Consider the following 25,043-nt stretch of genomic DNA (forward strand, 5'->3'; position numbering starts at 1 on the left):
CGTTGAAATTTAAACAACATACCTGTATTCGTTGTTGATACTCATCAAGAAAATGAGGTGCAAATAGCAGCGAACTCTAAACGAATAAAGATTTTAACCATTCAAGAATAAAAGCATATAACTAACGTGCTTAAAGACACCAAAGCACACAAACTGTGACTCATTAAACACTTTTTATGTGATGCAAGCTACAGTTATTCGACAACATTTCTTAAAAAGACCACTATTTTTGAAAAGAAAGTGTAAAGCAGAATAAAAAGATTTAACTGTTAGAACTAGAAGGAAAAACAGTCTGATTTTTAATCAATTTAGTTTTATGATCATTCCATAATACGCGAGAAATAATCACTAAATCAGCGAGAATAGACGGCCTTTAAACGAGTTTTGAATTTTCATTTCATCGACAAACTAAAACAACTTAGTCTTTTCCAAGGACAACCATTCTCTCTTAAGTAAACTATAGCTGACTAAATCGTGATACCGGCCATTTAAAAATTCCCCTTCCCGAATTAACCCTTCGTTAACCATGTTCAGTTTAGTCGCAACCTTCCTGCTGGCCCAGTTACCGACACCAACATTGAGGTAAACTTTGTTAACACGCAAAGATTCAAAGGCAAAATGGATAAGAGTTTTGGCACACAACGTTGTTATATTTTTGCCGCAATATTCTTTAGCTAACCAGTAACCTAAAGTAATTGAATGACTGAGTGAATCGTACGGGTGAAAACCGCAAACGCCTTGTATATTACCATCTATGAATATACCGCAAACTGGGCCCAGCCCCGCGTTAACTTGAATCTGAGTTGCCTCTATAAACTGGATCGAATGCTCTACGCGAGTGTTGCCATCAATCCAAGGCAACCATTCACGTAAATGACTGCGATTTCTTTCGATTAACAAAAATAAATCGTCAGCGTCGCCTTTTTGAAGTGTTCTGAGCATGATTTGCTCATCTAAGGAATGAATTACACTTTCCATATCAATTTAAACTAAATAGTTAAAGACAATCCCAAGGCTTTCAACGAAAGCGTAGGTATCGATAAAAGCATTACCGTTTACTAAACAATAATTCAGTTGAGTAAATATACAAGGAAAGACTCAAATATAATTGACGAAGCGCACACGAGAGATTAGCGTTAGCACACGAATTTTGAAGTATGGAAAATCGAATTTAAATGAACATAGAACACAATAAAGTCGTGCAATTGCACTACACCCTGACCGAAAACAACCAACAGTTGGAAACAACGAAAGACGGCGACCCAGTGCTCTACTTGCACGGCCACAATAATATGCTCGCCGGAATCGAAAATGGTCTTGAAGGTAAACAAGCGGGAGACTCAACAACGATTGTTTTAGAACCCAAAGACGCTTACGGAGAAGCCAAAGAAGCAGCACCACGCCGAATTCCACGCAAACATATTCTCACTAAGGGTAAGTTAAAACCTGATATGATTGTTGACGTTAACACCACCGAAGGTCCAGTTCCCGCCAAAGTGTTAAAAGTGGGTCTGAAAACCGTTGATGTCGACACCAATCACCCCTATGCAGGAAAAACGCTCACCTTTGAAATCGAAGTCATCGATGTTCGAGATGCCAGCCAAGAAGAAATAAACCACGGCCATGCTCACGGCATTGGCGGACACAATCACAATTGAGTTAGAGTGTTTTAAATAATTTATAAATCGAGTTGTAGATATTTATAAGTTATTTAAAACGAAATTATTGTGGCTCCTTTGGCCATTCCAAGAACTGTTTATTCGTTACTGTTATATTCTTCTACGACTGTAAAAAAGATTAGAGCTTGCGCATTTTTTCGCTTCTTTTATTGCACCAGAAGCAAGCTCTTCAACTTGATGATGGGTTGTGCAACGGTATAAATCGGGACGAACCACCCCTACCGCAAGGCTTACCAATGGGAACGTGAACATTTCACCCTGGCGAGAATGTGTTTCAATACCACCAATATCGATATGTTCCTGGAAATAAAAACGATTAACGGAATTATCGAAAGCATCAATAATGGAATGACAACTGACTTGCCAATTTTCACGTTCGAACACCACCACAAATCGATCGCCTCCGATATGACCGACAAAATCTTCGAGCTCACAATGTTGTGATATTAAATCTGCCAAAAATTTAATGAGCTTATCGCCGTCTTCATAACCGTAGACATCGTTATAGGGCTTAAAATTATTTAGATCAAAATGTGCCAGGTAAAACTTGTTTTTATTCTGGAGTAATGTGTCGATGTATTGATAAATCGGTACGTTGCCCGGCAATTGCGTCAGCGGATTTGCGTAACTCGCGTACTGAATTTTTTGATGAGTAATTTCTTGCAAAAGATCGCGGACTGAACCAATGCCTAAATACTCTTGGTTGCGCGTAATAATAAAATGCCACGGTAATTTATCGTCATGACAGGAAAGAATTTTATCCGACACGCTTTCTAAAGATTCGGAAATATCGACAATTACCGTACCTGGCGCTAACTGATCGACCGCTTCTACATGAGTATTGATTGCTCGACCGTGCGGCGTGGATAATTTTTCTAATAAACTGCCACGCCACACCAAACCCAAGGGACGATTCTCTTTCAAAATGGGAATAGAGAGGCGCTTGGAATCACTGTAAAATAAATCCGCTAAAACTTCGGTTTTGGTATCTGCTTCCACGGTCTCTGCTTGCTGTAATAAGGTAGCAACACTTTTTTTGATATTTAACGGTGCACGACGAACTCTGTGTTTGTGCATTAACGTTGACGGAATGGTCGTTTCAGGATTGGTCTCAGGCTTACGCAGGTAATAGCCCTGCCCTAACGTCACCCCCAAATCCAAAAGCAACTCAAGCTCTTCAAATTCCTCAATACCTTCTGCAACCACTTCGGTACTTAAACTTCCCGACAGAGTCATTATGCTGCGCACAAATTCTAACTTTGTCGGATCATTGTGGATATTTTGAATAAAATACTGGTCGATTTTGACGAAATCTGGCTTTATTTCAGACCAAAATCGCAAACCTGAATAACCGGAACCCAAGTCATCAATCGCGATTTTTAGCCCCATATTTTTATAATGCAATAATGCTTTTTGCAGAATTTCGAGGTCTTTTATTGGGTATTTTTCACTGAGCTCTATCACTACCCGCTCGGGTTCAACATTATATTGTTCTAATAGTGATAAGGTTTCCCGACTTGGATGATCGTTATTAACGAAAATTAGCGGATGAACATTGAGAAATAAATACCCCGGTAAATCAAGCTCGGAATATTTAGAGATGGAGGCCCGACGACACGCCATTTCCAAATCAAACAACAAACCTTTTTGCAGTGCGGTAGTAAACAGAATATCGGGGGATCTGAATTTGGAATTATGAGGACCACGAATTAACGCTTCATGGGCAAAAATTTCCGCTTGATCAACGGTATAAATAGGCTGGAAAACCGCTTGTAAACGGTCATGCGCGATAATATCCTCAAGTTCTGCCTCGAATGCTGTACTGTCCACTCACTCACCTAGCTATTGTATTAACGGCGATTTAATCACTCACCGTGTAAACTATTTTTCGTTGCCCTCTAAGCTATTTTCAGTTGATTTTTATGATTATTGAGGAATATCAAGCTTGTGGTAAGGCGTATAGAACTGCAATTCAAGTCCGTTATTTCAAATATCGCAGTTGTTCGCAATTTTACTTGATATTAGGCATAGAAGCTAAAAAATAAATACAAAAATTGGCGGGTTATACAGTATTTTACGAAGGTTAAGGCGCTGAGGCAGCATAATAGCGAACTTATGCTGCTTAAATTATTAAAACAGTGAACGGTTATTTAAAATAAACATAATACTCACACTGAAATTTAGCTGTGAGATACAAGCCAGTGGTCGACCTGTTTTTTCAATTCTTCTTTTCGCACAGGTTTGGAAATTGTATCGTCCATTCCAGACGTTAGGCACATACGATCTTGCCGATCATTTTTCAAAATAGTTAATCCCAATAAAGGAACACGTTTTTGCTCTTCATCGTTAAGCTTGCGTATTTCCTTCGCCATATTGAAGCTTTCACTGCAATCTTCACTACCGCTTAAATGACAAGACATGAAAACCAAATCGTAATCGCGCTGGCTCAGTTTTTTCAGGCCAGAATCGGGATTAGCAGTAACATCAACAGAAAACCCCAAATTCTCAATCATTCCTGAAATGACCATTTGGTCTACTAAATTATCTTCAACTAATAAAATCTTAGCGGAAGGTGCAAAATGATGAGAATTTAGCTTATCCAAAAACAGCATTGAAAAGTTGTTGTACAACTTATCTTGCGTCACCGGTTTTTGAATGACTTTAAGATCGGTATTTTCGCCTAGGTACTTGGTGAATAAACGTGAATCGGACTGCAGTTGGCTGACCACAAGCACTTGGGGTGTATCTTTAAATACCTCGGATTCTTTCAATTTTTGCGATACCGGAATCGCTGTAAGACTGGATTTTTTAGAAAAAATTAAGTTCGCATCAAAAACCGTATTGGTATCACTTTTAGGGGCGAGCATTTCGTCTAATTCCAGTTTGGAATCAGCAAATGTTGCGGATAAACCCCAAGACCGAAAAATATCTTTAAGCTCTTCTTCGATTTTTGCCGGAGCGTCAATAATAAGCAGTTTTTGTTTATCAAATCGGCTTTCGTACTGCTTGAAAAATGACTGCGAGTTAACCGGCGCCAACGGCAATGCCAGCCAAAAAACGGGAGAGTCTTCGTTCTTGATACCAAGATCGCCCCCCATCGCTTCAGCTAATTGCTTACTCATATTCAAACTGAAGCCGTTGACAACACCGGAACTGGATTGGATCGGCTGAGGCGTTTGCTTTCCTTCATCGGCAATAGTGATGTGTAAGATTAACTCTGAACCACCGTGCTGTTCACAGCTGACATTCACGAAAAGATCTGAACCGTGACTCAAGCTAATGGATTGATCGATCAAGGAATTGATCAAATGGCTCGCTCGCATTGAATCGCCGCGAACACGTGACGGAATGTTGTCAGAAAAATTCAGAGAGAATTCTTTGCCGTGAATTTCTGCGTCGATTTCTTTATCGTTAAAGCACTCTTCCAACAGTTTAGGCAGGCTAAAAACGGTGTTTTCAAGCAACAGCTTTTTGGATTTTATTTTCGAATAATCGATCACACTGTTAACGACTTGTAGCTGGCGATCACTGGCTTTTTCAGCAACCGAGATTAAGTGTCGTTGCTTATCGTTAATACTGCTCTCGTGAGTCAGCACCGAAAGAGCACCAATGGTTTCGTTGAGTGAAGAACGAAACTCATCGCTAAGAGAGACGAGAAAATCATGGTTGAGCTGCGCCGCCGCTTCGGAATCGCGCTTTTCGATTTCTAAAGAGTCAGCGCGTTTACGTAAGACAAAATTCGCTTCCAGACGCTCCCAGTAGGACTCGCACATCATCAAGCCTTGATTGCGCAACATCCAAAACAGCAGAATTAGGATGATGGCATACAAGTACCCTTCTATCGAAAACAAGATAAGACTGGTAATTACGATAGGGGCTAATCCCGAGAGTAGATAAGATGTGAGAAATCTGCGGTAAGGCGAAAGAACACCGGTCATGCCGGAATAAAAAACAATGGTGTATAACCACAAGAAGTTAGTTTCGGTGGTAAATCCCAGGGTGTAGGTAATCGTAGAAATGATGATGCCCCACCAACCGGCACCGGCAATGGACGCTAAAAAGAACAGCGTTCGCCAACGCCCGGGCGCTCGTGGGTAGATGGCTTCAAAGCCGAAAACGATAACCCCACGAATAATGGTAAACAGCAACAAACCGGCGGCTAAAGCAAAAGCGACTTTACTGTAATTAGTGAAAAAATCACCAATCCACATGATCAGCACAAATACCGTGACGGTTAGGAGCAATCCTCTACGGCTGTATTTTGCGATCCTAGCGTCAGTTTCGTGGATTAACTTACGATCTTTTTGGACTTTAGATTTTGGTCTGTGAAATGTAAACATCTTAATTATTCAACGGCGAAATTAATCCAGCGATGTATCTAAATATTTAAATACTCGACCAAGACAGTTTTTATTATAAAACCCAGTAACCCCAAACCAAGCGCTGTAAATAAAATGAAAGTTCCAAATTTACCGGCTTTCGAACCCTTTGCAAGATCCCACATAATAAAAGCCATAAAAATAATCAGGCCACCAATTCCGACGTACAACGAAATGGTCTCAAACAGAACAATATCCAAAACGAAACTCGCTAACTCAATATCTAAAATGACTTAAATAAAACCTAGTAAGTTTAAACTATACCGTCGCAGGAAGATAAATTTTTTGAAAAACCTTCTTTAGCACAAGCTTAGTTTTTAAGGTGTACAAATTTTAGTTAAAGTAAAAGATAAATAGTCAGAAAGTTATTTTTTATAATAAAAACAGTTAGTTATGGAAGAAACTTTACTTCCAACTTAAACAAAAATAGGAATTTGAAACCTTGTTACTAGAATGATTCTAATTATTTGAAGCGCTTTAATAGCAAAGAGAAGTTAGATGAAGATAGTTTGATATAGATTTTATTCGGATCAAGCTAAATAAGTATGAAAAATTCGTTTAATAATCGATTGGGATGTACTGGCATTTACCCAAATTTCATCAATACTAAATATGTGGCTGGTTGCATACCCCCCAATATTCAATCAGCCGGGTCTCAACACCCGTGTTAAGGATAATCTCTTAATGGAAATCGCTTAATAGATGGTTCCTTAATGTTTCACTCCTAATGGTCTTGGCCCGACGCTCTCCCCCCAGGTCGTCGGGCTTTTTTATGTCACATCGGCGCTCTATTGGTTGGATTGAGGCTGTTTAATACCGATTGGTACCACTGTGAAGCATTGACTATTTCGCCGTCACTTTCACGTACCGGTGGGTACGCCAGTCCCTTCTCATCGCAAAATTCAGCAACCTTGGGGTGCGCCCACTGGAAAAATCGCTTCTGTTGCAGATCGGACGATAGCTGGTTGGTGCCGTATAAATTAGCGTCGTTTCGCTGATGATAGATTTCCTGAAGGATGACCGCCGTGGCGACAGATACATTCAGCGACTCGACCATACCAATCATTGGAATTGTGATCTTGTGATCGCACAATTCAGACGCCGTATGGCTTAAGCCGTCTTTTTCGCTGCCCAGCAGCAGTGCCGTAGGTTTGGTGTAATCAATGGCTCGATAGTTCACACACTGCTGGCCAACATCGGCTGCGACAATCTGAAAGCCCTGACCTTTCAATTGCTCCAAAGGCGCTACTAAATTGTCGTGTGTTTTCACTTCAACCCATTTATGGCTGCCAGATGCTGTACCGCGAAAGCCGCGATAACCTTTTTGAGGAATTACGGTATGAATGGTATCGATGCCAACGGAATCGCATGTTCGGACAATGGCAGACAGATTCCTGCCCTTGTGGACTTCATCGGCGACAACCGTTAAATCTGGTTGTCGACGACTCAAAGTCTCTAAAATTCTTTGGTAACGCTCGGGGGTCATAAAAATGAGGGGAATAGATTATGCCTGGGGACGAGTTTGGAAGAGTCGAGTCACCCATTTAAGTGCCAATTGATCAACACCGGCGGCCACTGATGAACCCATTTTTTCTACCAAGCTCTTTTTGGAAACGTAATCGACAGCAATAACATCAACGTCTTTCAGTTGATCGGTAATGTAGGAATCACTGGTATTAATTTCGTCGACAAGGCCGATGTCTAGAGCTTGTTGGCCGTACCAGACTTCACCTGTAGCAACCTCAGCGATATCCACTTTTGAACGATGAGACGAGACAAAGGTTTTGAACAAATCGTGGGTTTTCTCAAGGTCTTCGACAAATTTTTCACGACCTTTGTCGGTATTTTCACCGAACATGGTTAACGTTCGCTTGTATTCACCTGCCGTTAGCATCTCAAAATCAACGTCGTTCTTCTTCAACAAACGATGGAAATTCGGCAACTGCGCTACAACACCGATTGAGCCGATGATGGCAAAAGGAGCAGAAATAATTTTATCGGCCACACAAGCCATCATGTACCCACCACTTGCCGCAATTTTATCCACTGATACCGTCAATGGAATGCCTTGCTGGCGAATTCGATCAAGTTGGCTTGAAGCCAGGCCGTAACTGTGGACCATACCACCGCCACTTTCTAATCGAACCAACACCTCGTCGGTGTCACGAGCCAAATGCAGTACTGCAGAAATACTCTGCTTTAGCTTATCGACGTCTGATGCTTTGATGTCACCGTCAAAGTCCAAAACAAACAAACGTTTTTTCTTTTCGTCTTCGCTGTCTTTTGAGGATTTCTTTTTCTTGGCTTTTAATGCCTGCTTTTTCTCTTTCTCTCGCTCTTTAATTTGGTCTTTATATTCCTGTGGGGAAAGAATGGCTTCCTCCACACTGTCGAACATTTCTTGGTACTGCTCGTTTAAATTTGTGGTTTCGATTCGCCCTTTGGTTTGCGAGCGATTGCGTCCTGCCAAAGAACCGATTATTGCCACAATAATAAGCGCGACCACGACAAAGGTGGCGGCCTTGGCTAAAAACAGTCCATAGTGAAAAAGAAATTCCAAAACTTACTCCGATTGATCAATTCCAACGATTAATTGCGCTTTCTGCGGCTTTATTAAAGGGTCTCGCAACAAGACCGGTATTACTCAATGAGACTTCGTACAGAGCACCATCGGCCATGGGCAGATAAGTTGCACTGCCGTAGGTTGCGTCAATTCCGACATCTTTAAGGTTGAGACGTTTCGACCACTCCCAAATATCCACCGAATAATTGTGCTCATCCAGAGGAAACACACTTCTTGGCTCAGTCTGCTCTTTTTCCCAGGAATAATAGCGACCGCTGATTCTCTCTAAACGAAATGCCGGTCTAACACCTACTGCTCCAAAAGCAGAAGGCCATTTGATGATCCTGGCATCTAACTGCCATTGATCACCGTTAATATCAAAATTGTATTGCTTGCCTTCGGAGGTGAGAATTTTCGCAGAAAACTTTTGCTCATCAAGTTGTGAGAATTCTAAGGTTGCGACGGATTTTTCAGAAACCAGTTGTTGGTAGCTGTAAAAATCAACGCCCACCAAGGCGAAGACTGCTGAGCAGAAAAGCAAGCTAAAACCGAGCATGCCTTTTAACCAGCCTTGAAACCACGTTGTTCGGATTAAATAGCGAACGGTGAAAGCCGCGATTACAATTCCTATAGCAATCAGGAGATAAGTCGTGAGTGTGTAAAACATAGTATTACCGTCAACGGTGTTTTCGACTGAATTCAGCGATAAGTTCACCCGCAATCGAAGTCATCGGTGGTATCGTCGGCAATTCATCTAGGCCCCACCACTTAGCGTCAACAATTTCGTCACCATCAACGGTGATATCACCGCTGTGGTACTCGGCAAAATAGCCAATCATAAGTTGATTTGGGAATGGCCAAGCTTGGCTTTTGAAGTAAGATAAATTGTGAACTTTAATACCGATTTCTTCTTGTACTTCACGGTGTACAGCAGCTTCTAGTGTCTCTCCTGACTCAACGAACCCAGCGATACAGCTGTACATATCAGTGATGTAGCGTCCGTGCTTAGCTAATAGAATCTTATCTTTTTTATATATTAACGTAATCACACAGGGTTGAATTCTCGGGTACCAAAGTTTCGAGCAATTAACGCATGTGAGAGCAGTTTCTGTTCGGTGACTGTAGGTCTTTGCTCCGCAGTGACCGCAAAATCGATGGTCATCTAACCAATGATAGAGTTGGATAGCCCGCGCATGAATTTCAAAATCTGAAATTTGCGTCTCGACTAATAACCGTCGGCCAGTGACCCATTTGTATTTGGACGTGCCCATTTGTGAGAGCATGTCGTCATCAAAAAAACCTTCAATGACAATAAGATGAACATTGCGGTCTGCGCTTTCACCAACGAATGTGGAGCGATCAACCTGCTCTTGAAAAGAGCCCGAATCCAATACGTTTAATGTCTCGAACATCGTACAGATGGACTCAACCGACTCCAACGCATGCATTGTCTCGTCGGACTCGGAAACCAGCAATGAACCTTTATTGACAAAAATATAACGCAAGCTACTTCTACCTTATTGACCCGATAATCCTAAAGACTGGAGGCTTTCTTCCGCTATTTGCAAAATACTGTCGTCTGTTGATTTGTCGGATTGTAACGCTGAGATGTAGTATTCCAGACTGATAATACAATCGGCGAAGATCTCCAGTAATTGCAACAGGACCGTCGGGTGTTCATCTGATAACAATTCGGTTTCAACAAAGTGGTTACACAGCTCCAGCACACGAGCACACCGATCGCGGTGTAACAAAGTCATTCCGCCGCGTATGGTTTCAAGGGTTTTACTGACGTTACGAATATGACCGTGATCGAAATTGGATTCTGCGTAAGAGCTCAAGGCCCGTTTTACGAGAGTTAGTCCGGTTTCTGCTTCTTGCAAAACAATTTGCTCTGCTTCGGCAAATTGGTTTTCGGCAATGGTTTGATCGCCATTACCAATACCGTAGCCGGCGGTATTTTTGTACTGGATAACAAAATTTTCTATTTGCAATAACGCATCAGCCACTTCTGATAAAGCAAATTTATCCAACCCTGTAGTGTCTTCAGACATTGCAGCAATCACTTTAGCCTGCTGCTTTAACTCGATGCTGGGCTGCCCCAAACCAACCACGGCAAGGATTTCTGCCAACTTATTAAGAAGCTCGTAGAGCGCTCCAAATTCAGCCGTTGATTGTGCTTGAGAACTGACTTCAAGAATGCTTTTGGCGGTCGAAATTTCTTCTTCAAAAACAGCGATAACGGACTCAATGGTTTGCGCATTGGGCCCTTTTAAAGAATCAAACTCTTTACTGAGATCTTCATCGCTGTATGGAAGACGAGAACATCCAAACTTTGATAAAAACTGCTCGACAGAACTCAGTTTATCGCCGTGGTTTGCACCCACCGCGACCCAATAAACCAGCTCTTTAGTCAAGGCGATGGGAATATTGGTTTTAACGCCAGCGATGTCGAGTTTAATAAGCGACTTTATCTGCTTTTCAATTTCCATGAGCACGCGCTTTTTATGCTGTGTCAGTGGCAGCGACGAATTAACAGAAGAATTTAGCGCGAGAAATACTGCAATCCAAAAATTAGTAATCGGCTTTGACGAATAAATACTGGCCAGACGCTCAATGCACTTTGCCATCATAATCAAAGGCGGCTTCTGTGCTTTATTTTGCAGTATTGCCAACAAAGCAACCTGATACATGTGTCGTAATCTCGACACCAGTGGAAGGTATTCGCTTTCAGCAATTTGGCGTGGATTAATCCAGTCACAGCTAAACGGTTCTTTGGAAATTCTTTTAATGCTGAAAAAGTGACTGGGAGGTAATTGCGACTGATTTAAGATGCCTTTCAGATCGTTAATGTACGGCAACAGAAGCTCAGGATGGTCTTGGCGTGTATTTTCCAAGAACTCAATGTAACGCGGCAGAATAAAAAATGCCGTCGTCAACGATTGAAGCTCATCGTCATCGAGCTTTTGGTGACCCGGTGTTAGCTCTTTAGTAACACTCAACAACATGAAAGCAAGCTGATGGGGACCACGGAGCTGGATAAGCTCTAAAGTGCCGGATATTTGTTGTAAACCGTCAACACACCCTTGAAGACTGGTTTCATCGGCGGTATTTTCAAAAAATTCTTCTAACTGCTTGGCTGATTTTTCAACAGTTGCAAGTAATTCATCGCGAACAAGATTTAGTGAACTGATCGCATTGGTTGGAAGCTCATTGTCCACTCGAGACTCACCTTATAATCATTAGCTGAAACTATTTTTAATTGTCGTTAATCAACTAGGCTAACAAATCTGGTATGTTCCTTCGCGATTATCGATGTTTGAAACGCGAATTAACATCATATTTTACGAATTACACATTTTTAAACTGAAAAACAGTATCAAAACAAACAGTTGTTCAGCCCTTTGTGCGAAAATTACCCTAAAAAAAATAAGATAATTTTGGATTGATGACTCTAACTCTGCGTCAGTTTTCGTTATAATTGCCCGCCATTAATCCCCCATCGGGTTTTCCAGGTACTTTCACGACAAGATACAGCCTAAGAATATACGCAGGCTATCGCAGTTGTCACTTTAAAAGTGGCACAAATGTTATTGAATTAGTTGCATTTTTTCACAGAACACAAAATTTGTGTAGGTCTGGCGAAAAAAGCGTGATTGGTAGGCAAACCAGGCAGTACGTTTAGTCCTCATGACTGCTCGTAGGACGGTTATAACTCCTCCAAAGTCTAATCAGTTTTTTGTATTTATTAACTTTGTTAAGGAAGCAGGCATGGAAACAACACTATCCCAAGCATTTGGGAAGAACTTTCTTGGGCAATCACCTAAGTGGTACAAACAAGCAATTATTGCTTTTTTGATCATCAACCCCCTGGTGTATTTTTTGGGCGGCGAATCAGGACCATTTCTAGCGGGATGGCTACTCATCGCTGAATTTATCTTCACTCTTGCTATGGCGCTTAAATGCTATCCGCTGCAACCCGGTGGTTTACTTGCATTAGAAGCCGTTATCCTCGGCCTCACCAGCACCCATTCTGTCTATCACGAGGTTGAAGCCAACTTAAAAGTTATTCTTCTCCTTGTGTTCATGGTCGCAGGCATCTACTTCATGAAAGACCTGCTGCTGTTTTTATTCACCAAGATTCTTATTGGTGTTCGGTCAAAGCTAGCGCTGTCATTATTATTCTTATTTTCCTCAGCATTCTTGTCCGCCTTCCTAGATGCATTAACAGTAACCGCCGTTTTAATTAGTGTTATTGTTGGCTTCTATTCGGTCTACCATAAAGTCGCCTCCGGTAAGCAAATTCATCACGGTGATCACGATCACGGCGATGACAGCACGGTCATTGAATACCACCGGGAAGACCTAGAAGACTTCCGCTCTTTCCTTCGCAGCCTAATTATGCACGGTGCCATTGGTACGGCATTAGGTGGCGTATGTACGTTAGTAGGTGAGCCTCAAAACCTATTGATTGCTGAACAGGCTGGCTGGAGCTTTTTAGAGTTCGCGACACACATGGCACCGGTTACTGCACCGTGTTTTGTTGTTGGTGTTATTACTTGCATGATCTTGGAAAAAACCAACATGTTTGGTTACGGTGGCAAGCTTCCTGATCCGGTTCGATCGGTTCTTGAAGAGTTCGAAATGAGCCAACGCAGCAAGCGCAAAAACAAAGAAAATGCCGCTCTTATCGTTCAAGCGATCATGGCTGTTTTCCTAATCATTGCCCTTGCACTTCACCTTGCAGAAGTCGGTATTATCGGCTTGACCGTGATTGTGGTCGTTACAGCTTTCACCGGAATCACCGAAGAACACCAGATCGGCCACGCGTTTGAAGAAGCATTACCGTTCACCGCGCTACTGGTTGTATTCTTCTCAGTTGTTGCGGTTATTCACGATCAACACTTGTTTGCACCAATTACTCATGCAGTACTGGAGATGGACGCCGGTGTCCAAGCACCTATGTTCTTCATTGCAAACGGCATCCTTTCGATGATCAGTGATAACGTATTCGTTGCTACCGTTTACATTAATGAAGTAAAAGCCGCTTTGGACAACACTGATCCAAGCCAAATTACCATTACACGTGAACAGTTCGACAAGCTAGCAATTGCTATTAACACCGGTACTAACCTACCAAGTGTGGCAACGCCAAACGGCCAAGCAGCATTCTTGTTCTTGTTAACCTCTGCGTTAGCGCCATTAATTCGTTTGTCTTACGGTCGCATGGTTATCATGGCACTTCCGTACACAATTGTATTATCAATTGTCGGTCTAGCCTGTGTTACCTACCTACTGTAATTGATAGGCCTTTATCCAAGGCGTTATCAAACTGCATTAAAAAGCCCAGCTTACCGCTGGGCTTTTTTGTTCGTGAGTTTGTATCAGTACGGTACTTTTTGAAGACACAAAAAAACCACTAAGCAGTTTTGCTTAGTGGTTTTCAGATAAGTCTCAGCGGTGTCTAAATTAGAAAAGCAACGCGCTTAAGATTTCATTCGGGTAACACGGTTGATGCCGTTTAATGCCGCCTGACGATAAGCTTCTGCCATGGTCGGGTAATTAAACGTGGTGGATGCGAAGTAATTGATGTTATTCGCCTCACCCTCTTGTTTCATAATGGCTTGGCCAATGTGAATAATTTCAGAGGCCTCAGCGCCAAAGCAATGAATTCCCAAAATTTCGTAGGTATCAATGTGGAATAGAATCTTCAGCATACCAACATCTTCACCAGAAATTTGTGCACGTGCCGTGTGTTTAAAGAATGCACGACCCACTTCGTAAGGAATTCGCTGTGCCGTCAATTCGCGCTCGGTTTTACCAAGAGAACTGATTTCTGGCAGCGTGTAAATTCCAGTCGGTACGTCAGAAGCGACTAAATCAGGCTCTTCACCGCGCATACTTTTCGCAACGGCTCGACCCTGGTCAAAAGACGCACTAGCAAGGCTCGGCCAACCAATGACATCACCAACAGCGAAAATATTATCGACTTCTGTACGATACCCCTGATCAACATTAAGCTGACCACGGTGGTTCGCCTCTAAGCCAACAGACGGTAAACTCAACTTGTCTGTGTTACCGGTACGACCGTTACACCACAACAGAGCATCAGCACGTAAACGCTTACCGGATTTCAGAGTTAAGGTTACGCCGCTTTCATCGGCTTTCACCTCAGAATAATCTTCATTGTGACGAACCATAACGCCACCATCACGTAGGTGGTAACTCAAGGCGTCCGAGATTTCGTCATCAAGGAATGACAACAAACGCTCACGGCTGTTGATCAAATCGACTTTGATGCCCATTCCAGCAAAGATCGACGCATACTCACAACCAATCACACCAGCACCGTAAATAATTAAACTTCTTGGTGTGTGTGTCATTTCTAAAATAGTGTCACTGTCATAGACGCGAGGATGGCTAAAATCGACATCAACAGGACGGTACGGACGAGAGCCTGTGGCAATGATAAAGTTTTCTGCAGTCAGCTTTTCCTTTAATCCATCAGCCAACGCAATTTCGACGGTGTGAGCATCGATAAACGTTGCTTCACCGTTGAATAACTGAATTCGATTACGAGGGTAATGTGCATCGTACATCTCAACTTGCTTAGGAATAACACGAGACGCAGCACTTAGCACTTCTGGATAAGTCAGAGTACGGTAATCGCCAACGGAGCGAAAAATTGGATCGTTTTTAAATCGTAGGATTTGCTTTACGACGTGACGCAAAGACTTAGAGGGTATTGTGCCTTTATGGGTACAGTTTCCACCAACCATTGAACGCGCTTCAATCATTGCAGCACGCTTACCACTTTTGGCCGCAGATACCGCCGCAGAACCGCCAGCAGGACCTGAACCAATAACTATTACATCGTAATTATACTCACTCATAGTGATTCAAAACTGCCCCTGTATTCACTGATTAATATTTTATGATTATGAGGTTGAGGCTAGATTGGGTCACATCGAATGTATGCTTTCTTTGACTTTCGAGTTTAACGCCCATGAGAGATTTACAGAGTTAACTATAAATCTCTCAAACTACCTCAGTAACTCGAGTTTAGATCAGCAATTTATTGACTTCAGAATTTCGTCTGAATTTAGTTATGTATCTGTCTATACCCTAAGAATACTAGTGCTTTTTTTCAGTTTTTGCTTCGTACGCCAAAAACGCGTTTTTGCCGCTGTCCTGCTGCGAAAGCTCTTCACACTTAGCTTCATCACCGCCACACAAGTCACAGACGTAGTCTTCTTCACCCAGAGCAGCACCAACACCACCGCAAGAACCGGTAATCGGCTTTCTACCCATAATGACACCGACAGACATCGCGGTAACAACTAACAACAACGCAGCTAAAGTAACAACAAAAGTCATGGTTTCTCCTATTCGTTCATGTATTGAACAAAATCGTTTGAAGGATATTCTTTAAACTGATTTCCTTCTCGAACAACAAAATAACAAGGCCAACGGTTTTTATTACAAATCTCGATGGATTTTTCATAACCCAATACATTCAAACCTGTGGTGAGCGAGTCAGCGTAAGCACTGGATTCATGTAATAGCGTAATTGACGCCAGCTGATGGGTAATGGGACGACCGGTTCTCGGATCGATTGTGTGGGAATATCTCACCCCATCAACATCAAAAAAGTTACGATAATCACCCGACGTCGCAATGGCTAAATCCGTCACTCGTATCGCTTGCAGAGGGTCTGCACGGCCTAAGGTTGGAGCCTCAATGCCTATTTTCCAATCGGAATTTCGACTGTTTAAACCTTTGACAACAATTTCACCGCCAATTTCAACCAAGAAATTTTTGCCGCCAACACTCTCTAAATAATCGGCAACAACGTCAACAGCATAGCCTTTCGCAACCGAAGAGAGGTCAACAAATACGTCAGCATCACGAATAGCAGTGGATTTCTGAGCATCAAGCTGGATGTAATCAAACCCCACTTTCGCTAAAGATTTTTCAATCTCAGCATCGTCGGGAATCTCGCGCTGGTCAATTGGACCAAAGCCCCAGAGATTAACGACTGGACCAACCGTGACATCGAATGCACCATCAGTAATCTCGTATATTTTGCCACTGATGGCTAGCATCTCCATAAGTTCTGGCGATGCAGCAAATTTTTGGCCAATTGGGTGACGATTAAAAGTCATCAACTCAGAATCATCGATGTACGTGGAGCCAATTTGATTAATTTTGGCCAGCAGCTCCATGATATTTGAAGCAACAACTTCAGGGGATTTTGTTAAATCAGTGTCGACAACCGTAATGTTATAGGTTGTACCCATTGTTGGGCCTGAAAAATAAAGAGGAGACTCAGTTTCAGATTCTGAACAAGCTGTAATAAAAATAAAAGAGGTCAAACAAAACAGGGCCCGAATGACGAGCCCTGTTTTTGCACTAGCGTGCTTTGCTTTAGCCACCGAAGTCATCCAGTAGGATGTTTTCATCCTCTACTCCAAGATCCTTCAACATGGCAATAACCGAAGCGTTCATGATTGGAGGCCCACACATGTAGTACTCACAATCTTCTGGCGCTGGATGGTCTTTTAGGTATTCATCATAAAGTACATTATGAATGAAGCCCGTTAAACCTTCCCAGTTATCTTCTGGCTGAGGATCCGACAACGCGATATGCCAGTCGAAGTTCTCGTTTTCTGCCGCCAGAGTGTTGTAATCGTCTTCGTAGAAGAGTTCACGAACCGAACGAGCACCGTACCAGAATGAAATCTTACGATCAGAATTCAATCGACGAAGTTGATCGAAGATATGAGAACGCATTGGCGCCATACCAGCACCACCACCGATAAATACCATTTCAGCATCGGTGTCTTTCGCGAAGAATTCACCGAACGGTCCGAATACAGTAATTTTATCGCCTGGCTTCAAGCTAAATACGTAAGAAGACATTTGGCCTGGTGGCAAACCTTGAGTGCGAGGTGGTGGAGTTGCAATACGGATATTGAACTTAACCACACCCTTCTCTTCTGGGTAGTTCGCCATTGAATAAGCGCGAATGATTGGCTCGGTAACCTTAGACTCAAGGTTGAAGAAACCAAAGTTCTCCCAATCGCCACGGTATTCCTCTTGAATATCAAAATCAGAGAATTTCACGTGGTGAGCTGGTGCTTCCAACTGAACATAACCACCGGCACGGAAGTCAACGTTTTCACCTTCAGGAAGACGCAAGGTCAACTCTTTAATAAAAGTTGCAACGTTAGGATTCGACTCAACAGTACACTCCCACTGCTTAACACCGAATACATCTTCTTCAACATGAATGGTCATGTCTTGCTTAACTGGCACCTGACAAGATAGACGCCAGCCTTCACGGGCTTCACGCTTGTTAAAGTGTGATTCTTCGGTTGGCAACATAGAGCCACCACCGCTGTTAACAACACACTTACACTGAGCGCAACTACCGCCGCCACCACAGGCTGAAGGAAGGAACATACCGCTTTCAGCAAGAGTCTGAAGCAGCTTTCCGCCAGCCGGAACAGTGAGAGTTTTCTCACCGTTTACAACAATGTTTACGTCTCCAGAACTAACTAGCTTGGAGCGCGCGCCTAGAATGACCATCACCAATACTAAAACGATGACAGTAAACATTCCTACGCCAATTACTACTGTTTCCATGCTCTACTCCACCTTATAGATCGATACCACCGAAAGACATAAAGCCAAGTGACATCAAACCTACAGTAATGAAGGTAATACCTAAGCCTTGTAGGCCTGCAGGTACGTCACTGTACTTTAACTTCTCACGAATACCCGCCAACACCGCAATAGCTAATGCCCAACCGATACCCGCACCAATACCGAATACGGTACTTTCAGCGAAGTCGTAATCACGCTCAACCATGAACAAAGAAGCACCCATGATTGCGCAGTTTACGGTAATAAGTGGCAAGAATACGCCCAGTGCGTTGTACAGAGCAGGCACGTACTTATCCAAAACCATTTCCAGGATTTGAACCAATGCCGCAATTACACCAATGTATGAAATCAAGCCCAAGAAGCTCAAATCAACATTAGGTAAGCCTGCCCACGCAAGAGCGCCGTCAGCAAGTAGATAAGTGTAAAGCAAGTTGTTAATCGGTACGGTCAAACCAAGTACCACAACAACCGCTACACCCAAACCAATAGCCGCATCAACTTTTTTAGATACCGCCAAAAATGTACACATACCTAAGAAGAAGGTCAGTGCCATGTTGTCGATGAAAATCGAACGAACGAATAAGCTAAGGTAATGTTCCATTGCTTATACCTCCTTAGGCTTAGTGTTAGCTGCGATTTTAAATTCAGGCTCTTCAAGCTGCTTAGGTTTCCAAGAGCGCAAGCCCCAGATAAGCAAACCAATCAAGAAGAAAGCACTTGGTGGTAACAACATCATTCCGTTAGAAACGTACCAGCCACCATCGGTGGTCAACGGTAGGATCTCAACACCGAACAACTTACCAGCGCCCAACAATTCACGAATTGTCGCAAGAGCAATCAACAGTACGCTGTAGCCTAAACCGTTACCGATACCGTCAAGGAAACTAGGTAACGGTGGGTTTTTCATTGCGAATGCTTCTGCACGACCCATTACAATACAGTTGGTAATGATCAAACCAACGAATACAGAAAGCTGCTTACTGATATCGTAAGCGACTGCTTTAAGTACCTGGTCTACAACGATTACCAACGATGCAATGATCGTCATCTGTACAATAATTCGGATACTTCCAGGTACGAAGTTACGAACAAGTGCAACAAACAAGTTAGAGAAAGCAGTTACCGCGGTTAATGCAATACACATAACCAAGGTTACTTTCAAACTACTGGTAACAGCCAGTGCAGAACAAATACCAAGAATCTGCAATGCAATCGGGTTATTTTCGAATACTGGCTTAAAGAGTAACTCTTTAACTTTCACGATTAAGCCTCCCCTTCCTTCAAGTTGGTTAGGAACTTACCGAACGCAACATCACTCAACCAGAAGCGAACGAGATTGCTCACCCCCTTACTGGTCAACGTTGCTCCTGATAAACCATCGATTTCATGATCTGAATCTTCAGGCGCCTTACCTTTAACAATGTTCACAGCAACATCGCCATTAGAGTCAAACATTTCCTTGCCAACCCAACCAGCTTTCCAGCTTGGGTTGTCAACTTCACCGCCAAGTCCTGGTGTTTCACCGTGTTGGTAAAAACCGATACCAACAACAGTTTTCATGTCAGCTTCAAGTGCTAAGAAGCCGTACAAAGTAGACCATAGACCGTAACCACGGATTGGAAGGATAACCTTGTCAATGCTGCCGTCTTTCTCAACAAGATAAACTTCAGAAACTTCTTCAAGTCGAGAAATTTTGGCAAGATCTTCTGCAGATGATAATGAACGAGACTGAGATGGGTCTTTTGCCGCAACAAGCGGGTCAAAACCATCAGGATCGCCATCAGTGAAAGTGCCAGACTCTAATGAAACCAAGCGAGTGGTGATTTGCGAAAATTGCTCTTCAACACTTTTTTGGCTGTCTAACAAACCTGCTGCTGCAAGAATGTTGCGTTTAAAGTCCAACTGTTTGTTAGCTACCTGAGCAGGCTTTAGCATTACTGCCGCAGCAGAAACGATTACCGAACAAACAATACAAAGTACAAGAGCAACTGTAATAGTGCCCGCTGTAGAATCTTTATTAGCCACGAGCCAATCTCCTCTTGATGTTGTTTTGCACCACGAAGTGATCGATCAATGGAGCAAACAAGTTAGCAAATAGAATTGCCAACATCATACCTTCAGGGAATGCTGGGTTAACTACACGGATAACAACGACCATAAAGCCGATCAAAATACCGAAGTACCATTTACCAGTGCTTGTCATGGAAGCCGACACAGGGTCAGTTGCCATAAACACCATACCGAATGCAAAACCACCGACAACTAAATGCCAGTACCAAGGCAATTCGAACATTGGGTTGGTATCAGAACCGATGAAGTTAAACAGAGTAGAAGTTGCAATCATACCTAGCATTACGCCAGCCATAATTCGCCAAGAGGCAATCTTGGTCCAAAGCAATACCGCACCACCTAAGAAGATAGCTAAAGTAGAGACTTCACCCATTGAACCTTGCATATGACCGATGAACGCATCGTTCCAAGATAAAGAAAGCGAAGTTTGCATTGCTTCTAAACCTTGAGAAGCAGCAACAGACAACGCGGTCGCACCAGTGAATCCGTCTACAGCGGTCCATACGGTATCGCCTGACATAAACGCTGGGTAAGCGAAGAACAAAAATGCACGGCCAGATAGCGCTGGGTTCAAGAAGTTTTTACCAGTACCGCCGAATACTTCTTTACCGATAACAACACCGAAACTAATTCCGAGCGCTGCCAACCATAGAGGAAGTGTTGGAGGACATACCAAGGCAAAAAGGATAGAAGTAACAAAGAAACCTTCGTTAACTTCGTGGCCACGTTTCATGGCAAAAAGAACTTCCCAGAAACCACCAACCACGAAAGTGACTAGGTAAATGGGTAAGAAATACAGAGCGCCGTGCCAAATACAATTCAACACACTGTTGGGATCAAAAGTACCGATAAAAGCATCGCGCCAGTTACCAATCTCAGTTAAACCCATAGCTTCCATATTACTGTTGGCTTGCCAACCGATGTTGTACATACCGTAGAAAACTGCTGGGAAAGTACACATCCAAACAGTAATCATAATACGCTTAAGGTCAACACCGTCGCGAACATGGGAAGTGGTTTTAGTTACAGAACCTGGACGGTAAAACACAGTATCAATTGCTTCATACAGTGCATACCAACTTTGCCATTTTCCACCTTTGTGGAAATTTGGCTCTAAATCATCAAGTATTTTACGTAACGACATTTATTAACCCTCCAGCTCAATACGAGTTAAGTTGTCGCGGAGAATTGGGCCGTACTCATATTTTCCAGGACAAACGAACGTACAGAGAGCTAAATCCTCCTCATCAAGCTCTAAACAACCGAGTTTTTGAGCAGTATCTGTATCTAGTACAATCAACGACCGCAATAATTGCGTTGGCAAAATATCGAGTGGCATGACTCTTTCATAGTTACCTACAGGAACCATAGCACGCTCACTACCGGCGGTAGTCGTATTGAAGTCGAATTTCTTACCTGCAAACAACTTCGATATGTAGATACCCATAGTTGAGAAGTAGTTAAAACCAGGACGCAAATAATGCACAGGCGGACGATCGTCACCTTCGCGCAATGCAGAAACCTGCAAATGATATCGACCCAAGTAAGCAACAGGGCCAACAGCCGTGCGTCCACCAAAAACCGAACCGCTAACGATACGAGACTTAGGCTCGTTCAGTTCACCAGCACTAAGCTCTTGAAGGTTTGCACCAACGCGAGTTTTAACCAAACGTGGCTTATCAACAACTGGACCTGCCAAAGCAACAACACGCTCAACGAACAACTTACCTGTGGTAAACAACTTACCAACGGCAACGACTTCTTGGTAGTTGATTGTCCAGACAGTCTTGTTAACAGACACTGGATCTAGGTGATGAATGTGAGTGCCAGGATTACCGGCTGGATGGATACCAGAGAATTCTTCAACTTTGACCTTACTGTTTGTACCAGTAAATACATCTGCACCGGCAGCTTTACAGACAAAAACACTTCCGTCGGTCAACGCTGATAAAATGGATAGACCGTTGGCAAAATCCTCTTTGTACTCTTGCAAAATAACCGCAGGATCAGCGGCCAATGGATTAGTGTCCATTGCATTTACAAAAATAGAACTTGGCTTTGAATCAACGGCGGGAACTTTACTGAAAGGACGGGTACGAAGTGCTGTCCATAGACCTGATTCAATCAGAGTACTGCGAACCTGCTCATCCGACAAACCGGATAGCTGATCAACAGAATATGATTCAAACTCTTCGCTTTCACCACTTTCGTCAATATCAATAACGATGGATTGGAATACTCGCTTAGCACCGCGGTTAATCGCCGCTACGGTACCGGAGGCAGGAGCAGTGTATTTAACACCCTCGGACTTCTTATCGGTAAACAATACCTGTCCGAGTTTCACTTTATCACCCACTTGGACCAACATGGTTGGCTTCATACCATGATAATCCGACCCGATTACAGCGACGGAAGTTACTCTCGATGCGCTGTCAACGATCTGCTGGGGTGCCCCGGTAATGGGTAATTCCAATCCCTTACGGATCTTTATCATACACCTTGCCTAATCACACTAGTTGGATTGTAAACAGAATCCAATAATGCCCCTAATTCATAAAGGCTGGATGCTGCACGCTTTTTTTGATTTTGCTATTTAAAAATCTGAGATACATACAAGTAAAAGCTCACGCTTTGCTGTATGTCAATGTATACAAGACCAATAGCAATAATTATTGTGAAATGCGCGAAGGCAATTTCGAGCTTATCAGTGGAGAACATGCTGAGGTGAATTCAATCACACCCAGACCTATCACACACATGATTGGGTTAAATTGAACACAAAACGGATGCAGCCGGGCCGCTCCGCACCAAAAAATCCGCGCAATTATAAGTTTCTATGGGCTTTGTTTCCAGAGTGGAAACTATGTTTTTATTACCGTTATTAAAAAAAGTCTTGTAAAGTCAAAAACTTAGGTGAATATTTCAACAGACAATAAAAAGTAACAGGTACTCAAAGAAAGGATATAAGCAAGAAAAGAGAAACCCCCAACCAGCAATCGTTTAACAATTAGCCAGTCAGGGTATTTCTATACAGGACGTTAAACCTGCGGATAGGCTAGATATTCAACACCAGCAATTTTTTCCAAGCAACGAACTACCTGGCAGCTGTAACCGAACTCATTGTCGTACCAGAGATAAAGAATTGCACTTTTACCGTCAACAATGGTTGCTTTAGCGTCGAAAATACACGCTTGTCTAGAACCAACGAAGTCACTTGATACCACTTCCGGAGAATTTGTGTAATCAACTTGCTGTGACATTGGAGAATGCAAAGCGATATATCGCATGTATTCATTAACGTCTTCAGCGGTTGTTTCGTTGTCTAACTGAAGGTTAAGAATAGCCATAGAAACGTTTGGCGTAGGTACGCGAATCGCGTTGCCTGTTAGCTTACCTTTCAATTCTGGTAACGCCTTCGCCACGGCTTTAGCAGCACCGGTCTCGGTGATTACCATGTTTAATGACGCAGCACGACCACGACGCTCACCTTTGTGGTAGTTGTCGATCAAGTTCTGATCATTGGTGAAAGAGTGAACGGTTTCTACGTGTCCGTGAATGATGCCAAATTTCTCGTTCATTGCTTTTAGTGCAGGAACGATAGCGTTGGTGGTACAAGAAGCCGCAGAAATAATAGTGTCTTCAGGCGTAATATCGTTGTGGTTGATACCGTATACGATATTCTTAAGATCGCCTTTACCTGGAGCAGTCAGCAATACTTTGGATACACCTTTACTTTGGATGTGCTGGCCAAGAGCTTCAGCGTCACGCCAAACACCAGTGTTATCAACAACCAACGCGTTGTTAATGCCGTATTCGGTGTAATCGATCTCTGCAGGGTTGTTCGCATAGATAACGCGAATCTCATTGCCGTTGATTACTAGGCTATTGCGCTCTTCGTCGATGCGAATGGTACCTTTGAAAGAACCGTGAACAGAGTCACGACGCAGAAGGCTCGCTCGCTTAACCAAATCGTTTTCTGCTTTACCTTTGCGAACTACGATAGCTCGAACACGCAAAGACTCACCACTACCTGATTTCTCAACCAGAAGACGAGCAACCAATCGGCCGATACGACCAAAGCCGTATAAGATAACGTCTTGTGGCTCACTCAAAGGTGCTTGACCGCCTAGCAATCCAGCCAACTCTTCTGCAGCAAACTTTTCAGCGTCAAAATTTTCACCTGAAGCCATTGCCTTAACAGTCAACTTACCAAGGTCAATTCGCGCGGCACTCAAATTTAATTTTGATAACGCTTCCAAAATTGGAAAAGTTTCAAACTCAGAAAGTTCGTTATCTTCGACTTGGCGAACAAAACGATGAGCTTTCATAATATCGATAACTGAACGATTGATCAGCGGCTTTCCATACATGCTGATTACTACGTTTTTTTCTCGGTAAAGACCGCCGATCAAAGGAATCATTGATTCGGCAAGTGCTTCGCGTTGTTTCCAGTCCTTGAAATAATCATCCGGTTTTGGTCGATTCACGTGAGTACACCTTCCTATTTTGCTTGAAATGGTGCAGAAGAATTCTGCTTTGCCCCAATTGGGAGTCGGTATTATCCAGACATCGCGAGCTGATCGCAATAACTGGGAAAATAGTGTGACTTAATTCTCGTATAAAATTTTGTAAAAATCCCATAAAACAAGGGAAAAACTCTAAACCTGCAATAATTTAATAGAA

The 25,043-nt window shown here is 42.8% G+C and carries 21 protein-coding genes; 2 read left to right on the top strand and 19 right to left on the bottom strand.

The genetic code is table 11. The features are described from left to right. Positions 1-408: 408 nt before the first annotated feature. Entirely contained in the window at positions 409-978 is a 570-nt protein-coding gene (locus LU361_RS16295; RefSeq protein ID WP_233089951.1) for a GNAT family N-acetyltransferase, read from the bottom strand. A gap of 197 nt (positions 979-1,175) precedes the next feature. On the opposite strand from LU361_RS16295, the gene LU361_RS16300 reads away from it, so the two are divergent. After that, on the top strand, positions 1,176-1,658 hold the full coding sequence (locus tag LU361_RS16300) for an FKBP-type peptidyl-prolyl cis-trans isomerase (protein ID WP_233089952.1): 483 nt from the start codon (positions 1,176-1,178) through the stop codon (positions 1,656-1,658). Positions 1,659-1,769: 111 nt separating this feature from the next. Here LU361_RS16300 and LU361_RS20405 read toward each other — a convergent pair whose 3' ends face one another. The 8 genes from LU361_RS20405 to LU361_RS16340 all read right to left on the bottom strand — a co-directional run bounded on the left by LU361_RS20405 (position 1,770) and on the right by LU361_RS16340 (position 11,842). Continuing rightward, positions 1,770-3,509, bottom strand: a complete 1,740-nt coding sequence (locus LU361_RS20405) for an EAL domain-containing protein (RefSeq protein ID WP_233089953.1) — start codon at positions 3,507-3,509, stop codon at positions 1,770-1,772. Positions 3,510-3,859: 350 nt separating this feature from the next. Then, the gene (locus LU361_RS16310; RefSeq protein WP_233089954.1) at positions 3,860-6,019 is read right to left on the bottom strand and encodes a hybrid sensor histidine kinase/response regulator; all 2,160 of its coding nucleotides are present in this window, start codon (positions 6,017-6,019) and stop codon (positions 3,860-3,862) included. Positions 6,020-6,057: 38 nt separating this feature from the next. Then, positions 6,058-6,258 carry a DUF2788 domain-containing protein gene (locus LU361_RS16315; RefSeq protein WP_233089955.1) on the bottom strand — a complete coding sequence of 67 codons (201 nt, stop codon included), beginning with the start codon at positions 6,256-6,258 and terminating at the stop codon, positions 6,058-6,060. 575 nt (positions 6,259-6,833) lie between these two features. Continuing rightward, positions 6,834-7,544 (bottom strand): tRNA (guanosine(18)-2'-O)-methyltransferase TrmH, encoded by a 711-nt coding sequence (gene trmH, locus LU361_RS16320; RefSeq protein WP_233089956.1) that lies wholly within the window; start codon positions 7,542-7,544, stop codon positions 6,834-6,836. Positions 7,545-7,562: 18 nt separating this feature from the next. Further along, complete coding sequence (sohB, locus tag LU361_RS16325) at positions 7,563-8,618, bottom strand: protease SohB (protein WP_233089957.1); 1,056 nt, start codon at positions 8,616-8,618, stop codon at positions 7,563-7,565. Between the two features lie 16 nt (positions 8,619-8,634). Continuing rightward, positions 8,635-9,288 (bottom strand): cation/multidrug efflux pump, encoded by a 654-nt coding sequence (locus LU361_RS16330; protein WP_233089958.1) that lies wholly within the window; start codon positions 9,286-9,288, stop codon positions 8,635-8,637. A gap of 10 nt (positions 9,289-9,298) precedes the next feature. Next, complete coding sequence (nudC, locus tag LU361_RS16335; RefSeq protein WP_233089959.1) at positions 9,299-10,126, bottom strand: NAD(+) diphosphatase; 828 nt, start codon at positions 10,124-10,126, stop codon at positions 9,299-9,301. Positions 10,127-10,138: 12 nt separating this feature from the next. Next, positions 10,139-11,842 carry a FimL-related protein gene (locus LU361_RS16340; protein ID WP_233089960.1) on the bottom strand — a complete coding sequence of 568 codons (1,704 nt, stop codon included), beginning with the start codon at positions 11,840-11,842 and terminating at the stop codon, positions 10,139-10,141. 550 nt (positions 11,843-12,392) lie between these two features. Here LU361_RS16340 and nhaB point away from each other — a divergent pair. After that, positions 12,393-13,922: a sodium/proton antiporter NhaB gene (nhaB, locus tag LU361_RS16345; RefSeq protein WP_233089961.1), complete on the top strand. Its 1,530-nt coding sequence runs from the start codon at positions 12,393-12,395 to the stop codon at positions 13,920-13,922. 185 nt (positions 13,923-14,107) lie between these two features. Here the strand turns inward: nhaB and sthA are convergent, their stop codons facing one another. The 10 genes from sthA to LU361_RS16395 form a co-directional block, all read right to left on the bottom strand. Continuing rightward, on the bottom strand, positions 14,108-15,514 hold the full coding sequence (gene sthA, locus LU361_RS16350) for a Si-specific NAD(P)(+) transhydrogenase (RefSeq protein WP_233089962.1): 1,407 nt from the start codon (positions 15,512-15,514) through the stop codon (positions 14,108-14,110). Positions 15,515-15,755: 241 nt separating this feature from the next. Further along, on the bottom strand, positions 15,756-15,998 hold the full coding sequence (gene nqrM, locus LU361_RS16355) for a (Na+)-NQR maturation NqrM (RefSeq protein WP_233089963.1): 243 nt from the start codon (positions 15,996-15,998) through the stop codon (positions 15,756-15,758). 8 nt (positions 15,999-16,006) lie between these two features. Further along, a complete protein-coding gene (locus tag LU361_RS16360; protein ID WP_233089964.1) occupies positions 16,007-17,083 on the bottom strand; it encodes an FAD:protein FMN transferase in 1,077 nt (358 codons plus the stop codon). Further along, positions 17,049-18,269: an NADH:ubiquinone reductase (Na(+)-transporting) subunit F gene (gene nqrF / locus LU361_RS16365; RefSeq protein WP_233089965.1), complete on the bottom strand. Its 1,221-nt coding sequence runs from the start codon at positions 18,267-18,269 to the stop codon at positions 17,049-17,051. The genes LU361_RS16360 and nqrF overlap by 35 nt, the downstream gene beginning before the upstream one ends. 13 nt (positions 18,270-18,282) lie before the next feature. Further along, positions 18,283-18,891, bottom strand: a complete 609-nt coding sequence (gene nqrE, locus LU361_RS16370; RefSeq protein WP_233089966.1) for an NADH:ubiquinone reductase (Na(+)-transporting) subunit E — start codon at positions 18,889-18,891, stop codon at positions 18,283-18,285. 3 nt (positions 18,892-18,894) lie between these two features. Continuing rightward, complete coding sequence (locus tag LU361_RS16375) at positions 18,895-19,551, bottom strand: NADH:ubiquinone reductase (Na(+)-transporting) subunit D (protein WP_233089967.1); 657 nt, start codon at positions 19,549-19,551, stop codon at positions 18,895-18,897. Between the two features lie 2 nt (positions 19,552-19,553). Next, positions 19,554-20,315 carry a Na(+)-translocating NADH-quinone reductase subunit C gene (locus LU361_RS16380; protein WP_233089968.1) on the bottom strand — a complete coding sequence of 254 codons (762 nt, stop codon included), beginning with the start codon at positions 20,313-20,315 and terminating at the stop codon, positions 19,554-19,556. Further along, positions 20,308-21,504: an NADH:ubiquinone reductase (Na(+)-transporting) subunit B gene (locus LU361_RS16385; protein ID WP_233089969.1), complete on the bottom strand. Its 1,197-nt coding sequence runs from the start codon at positions 21,502-21,504 to the stop codon at positions 20,308-20,310. Before LU361_RS16385 ends, LU361_RS16380 begins: the two co-directional genes overlap by 8 nt. Positions 21,505-21,507: 3 nt before the next feature. After that, positions 21,508-22,854: a Na(+)-translocating NADH-quinone reductase subunit A gene (locus LU361_RS16390; protein WP_233089970.1), complete on the bottom strand. Its 1,347-nt coding sequence runs from the start codon at positions 22,852-22,854 to the stop codon at positions 21,508-21,510. Positions 22,855-23,398: 544 nt separating this feature from the next. Beyond that, a complete protein-coding gene (locus LU361_RS16395) occupies positions 23,399-24,847 on the bottom strand; it encodes a glyceraldehyde-3-phosphate dehydrogenase (protein ID WP_233089971.1) in 1,449 nt (482 codons plus the stop codon). Between the last annotated feature and the right edge of the window lie 196 nt (positions 24,848-25,043).

The sequence above is a fragment of the Sessilibacter corallicola genome, from assembly GCF_021290925.1.
Lineage (GTDB): Bacteria > Pseudomonadota > Gammaproteobacteria > Pseudomonadales > Cellvibrionaceae > Sessilibacter > Sessilibacter corallicola.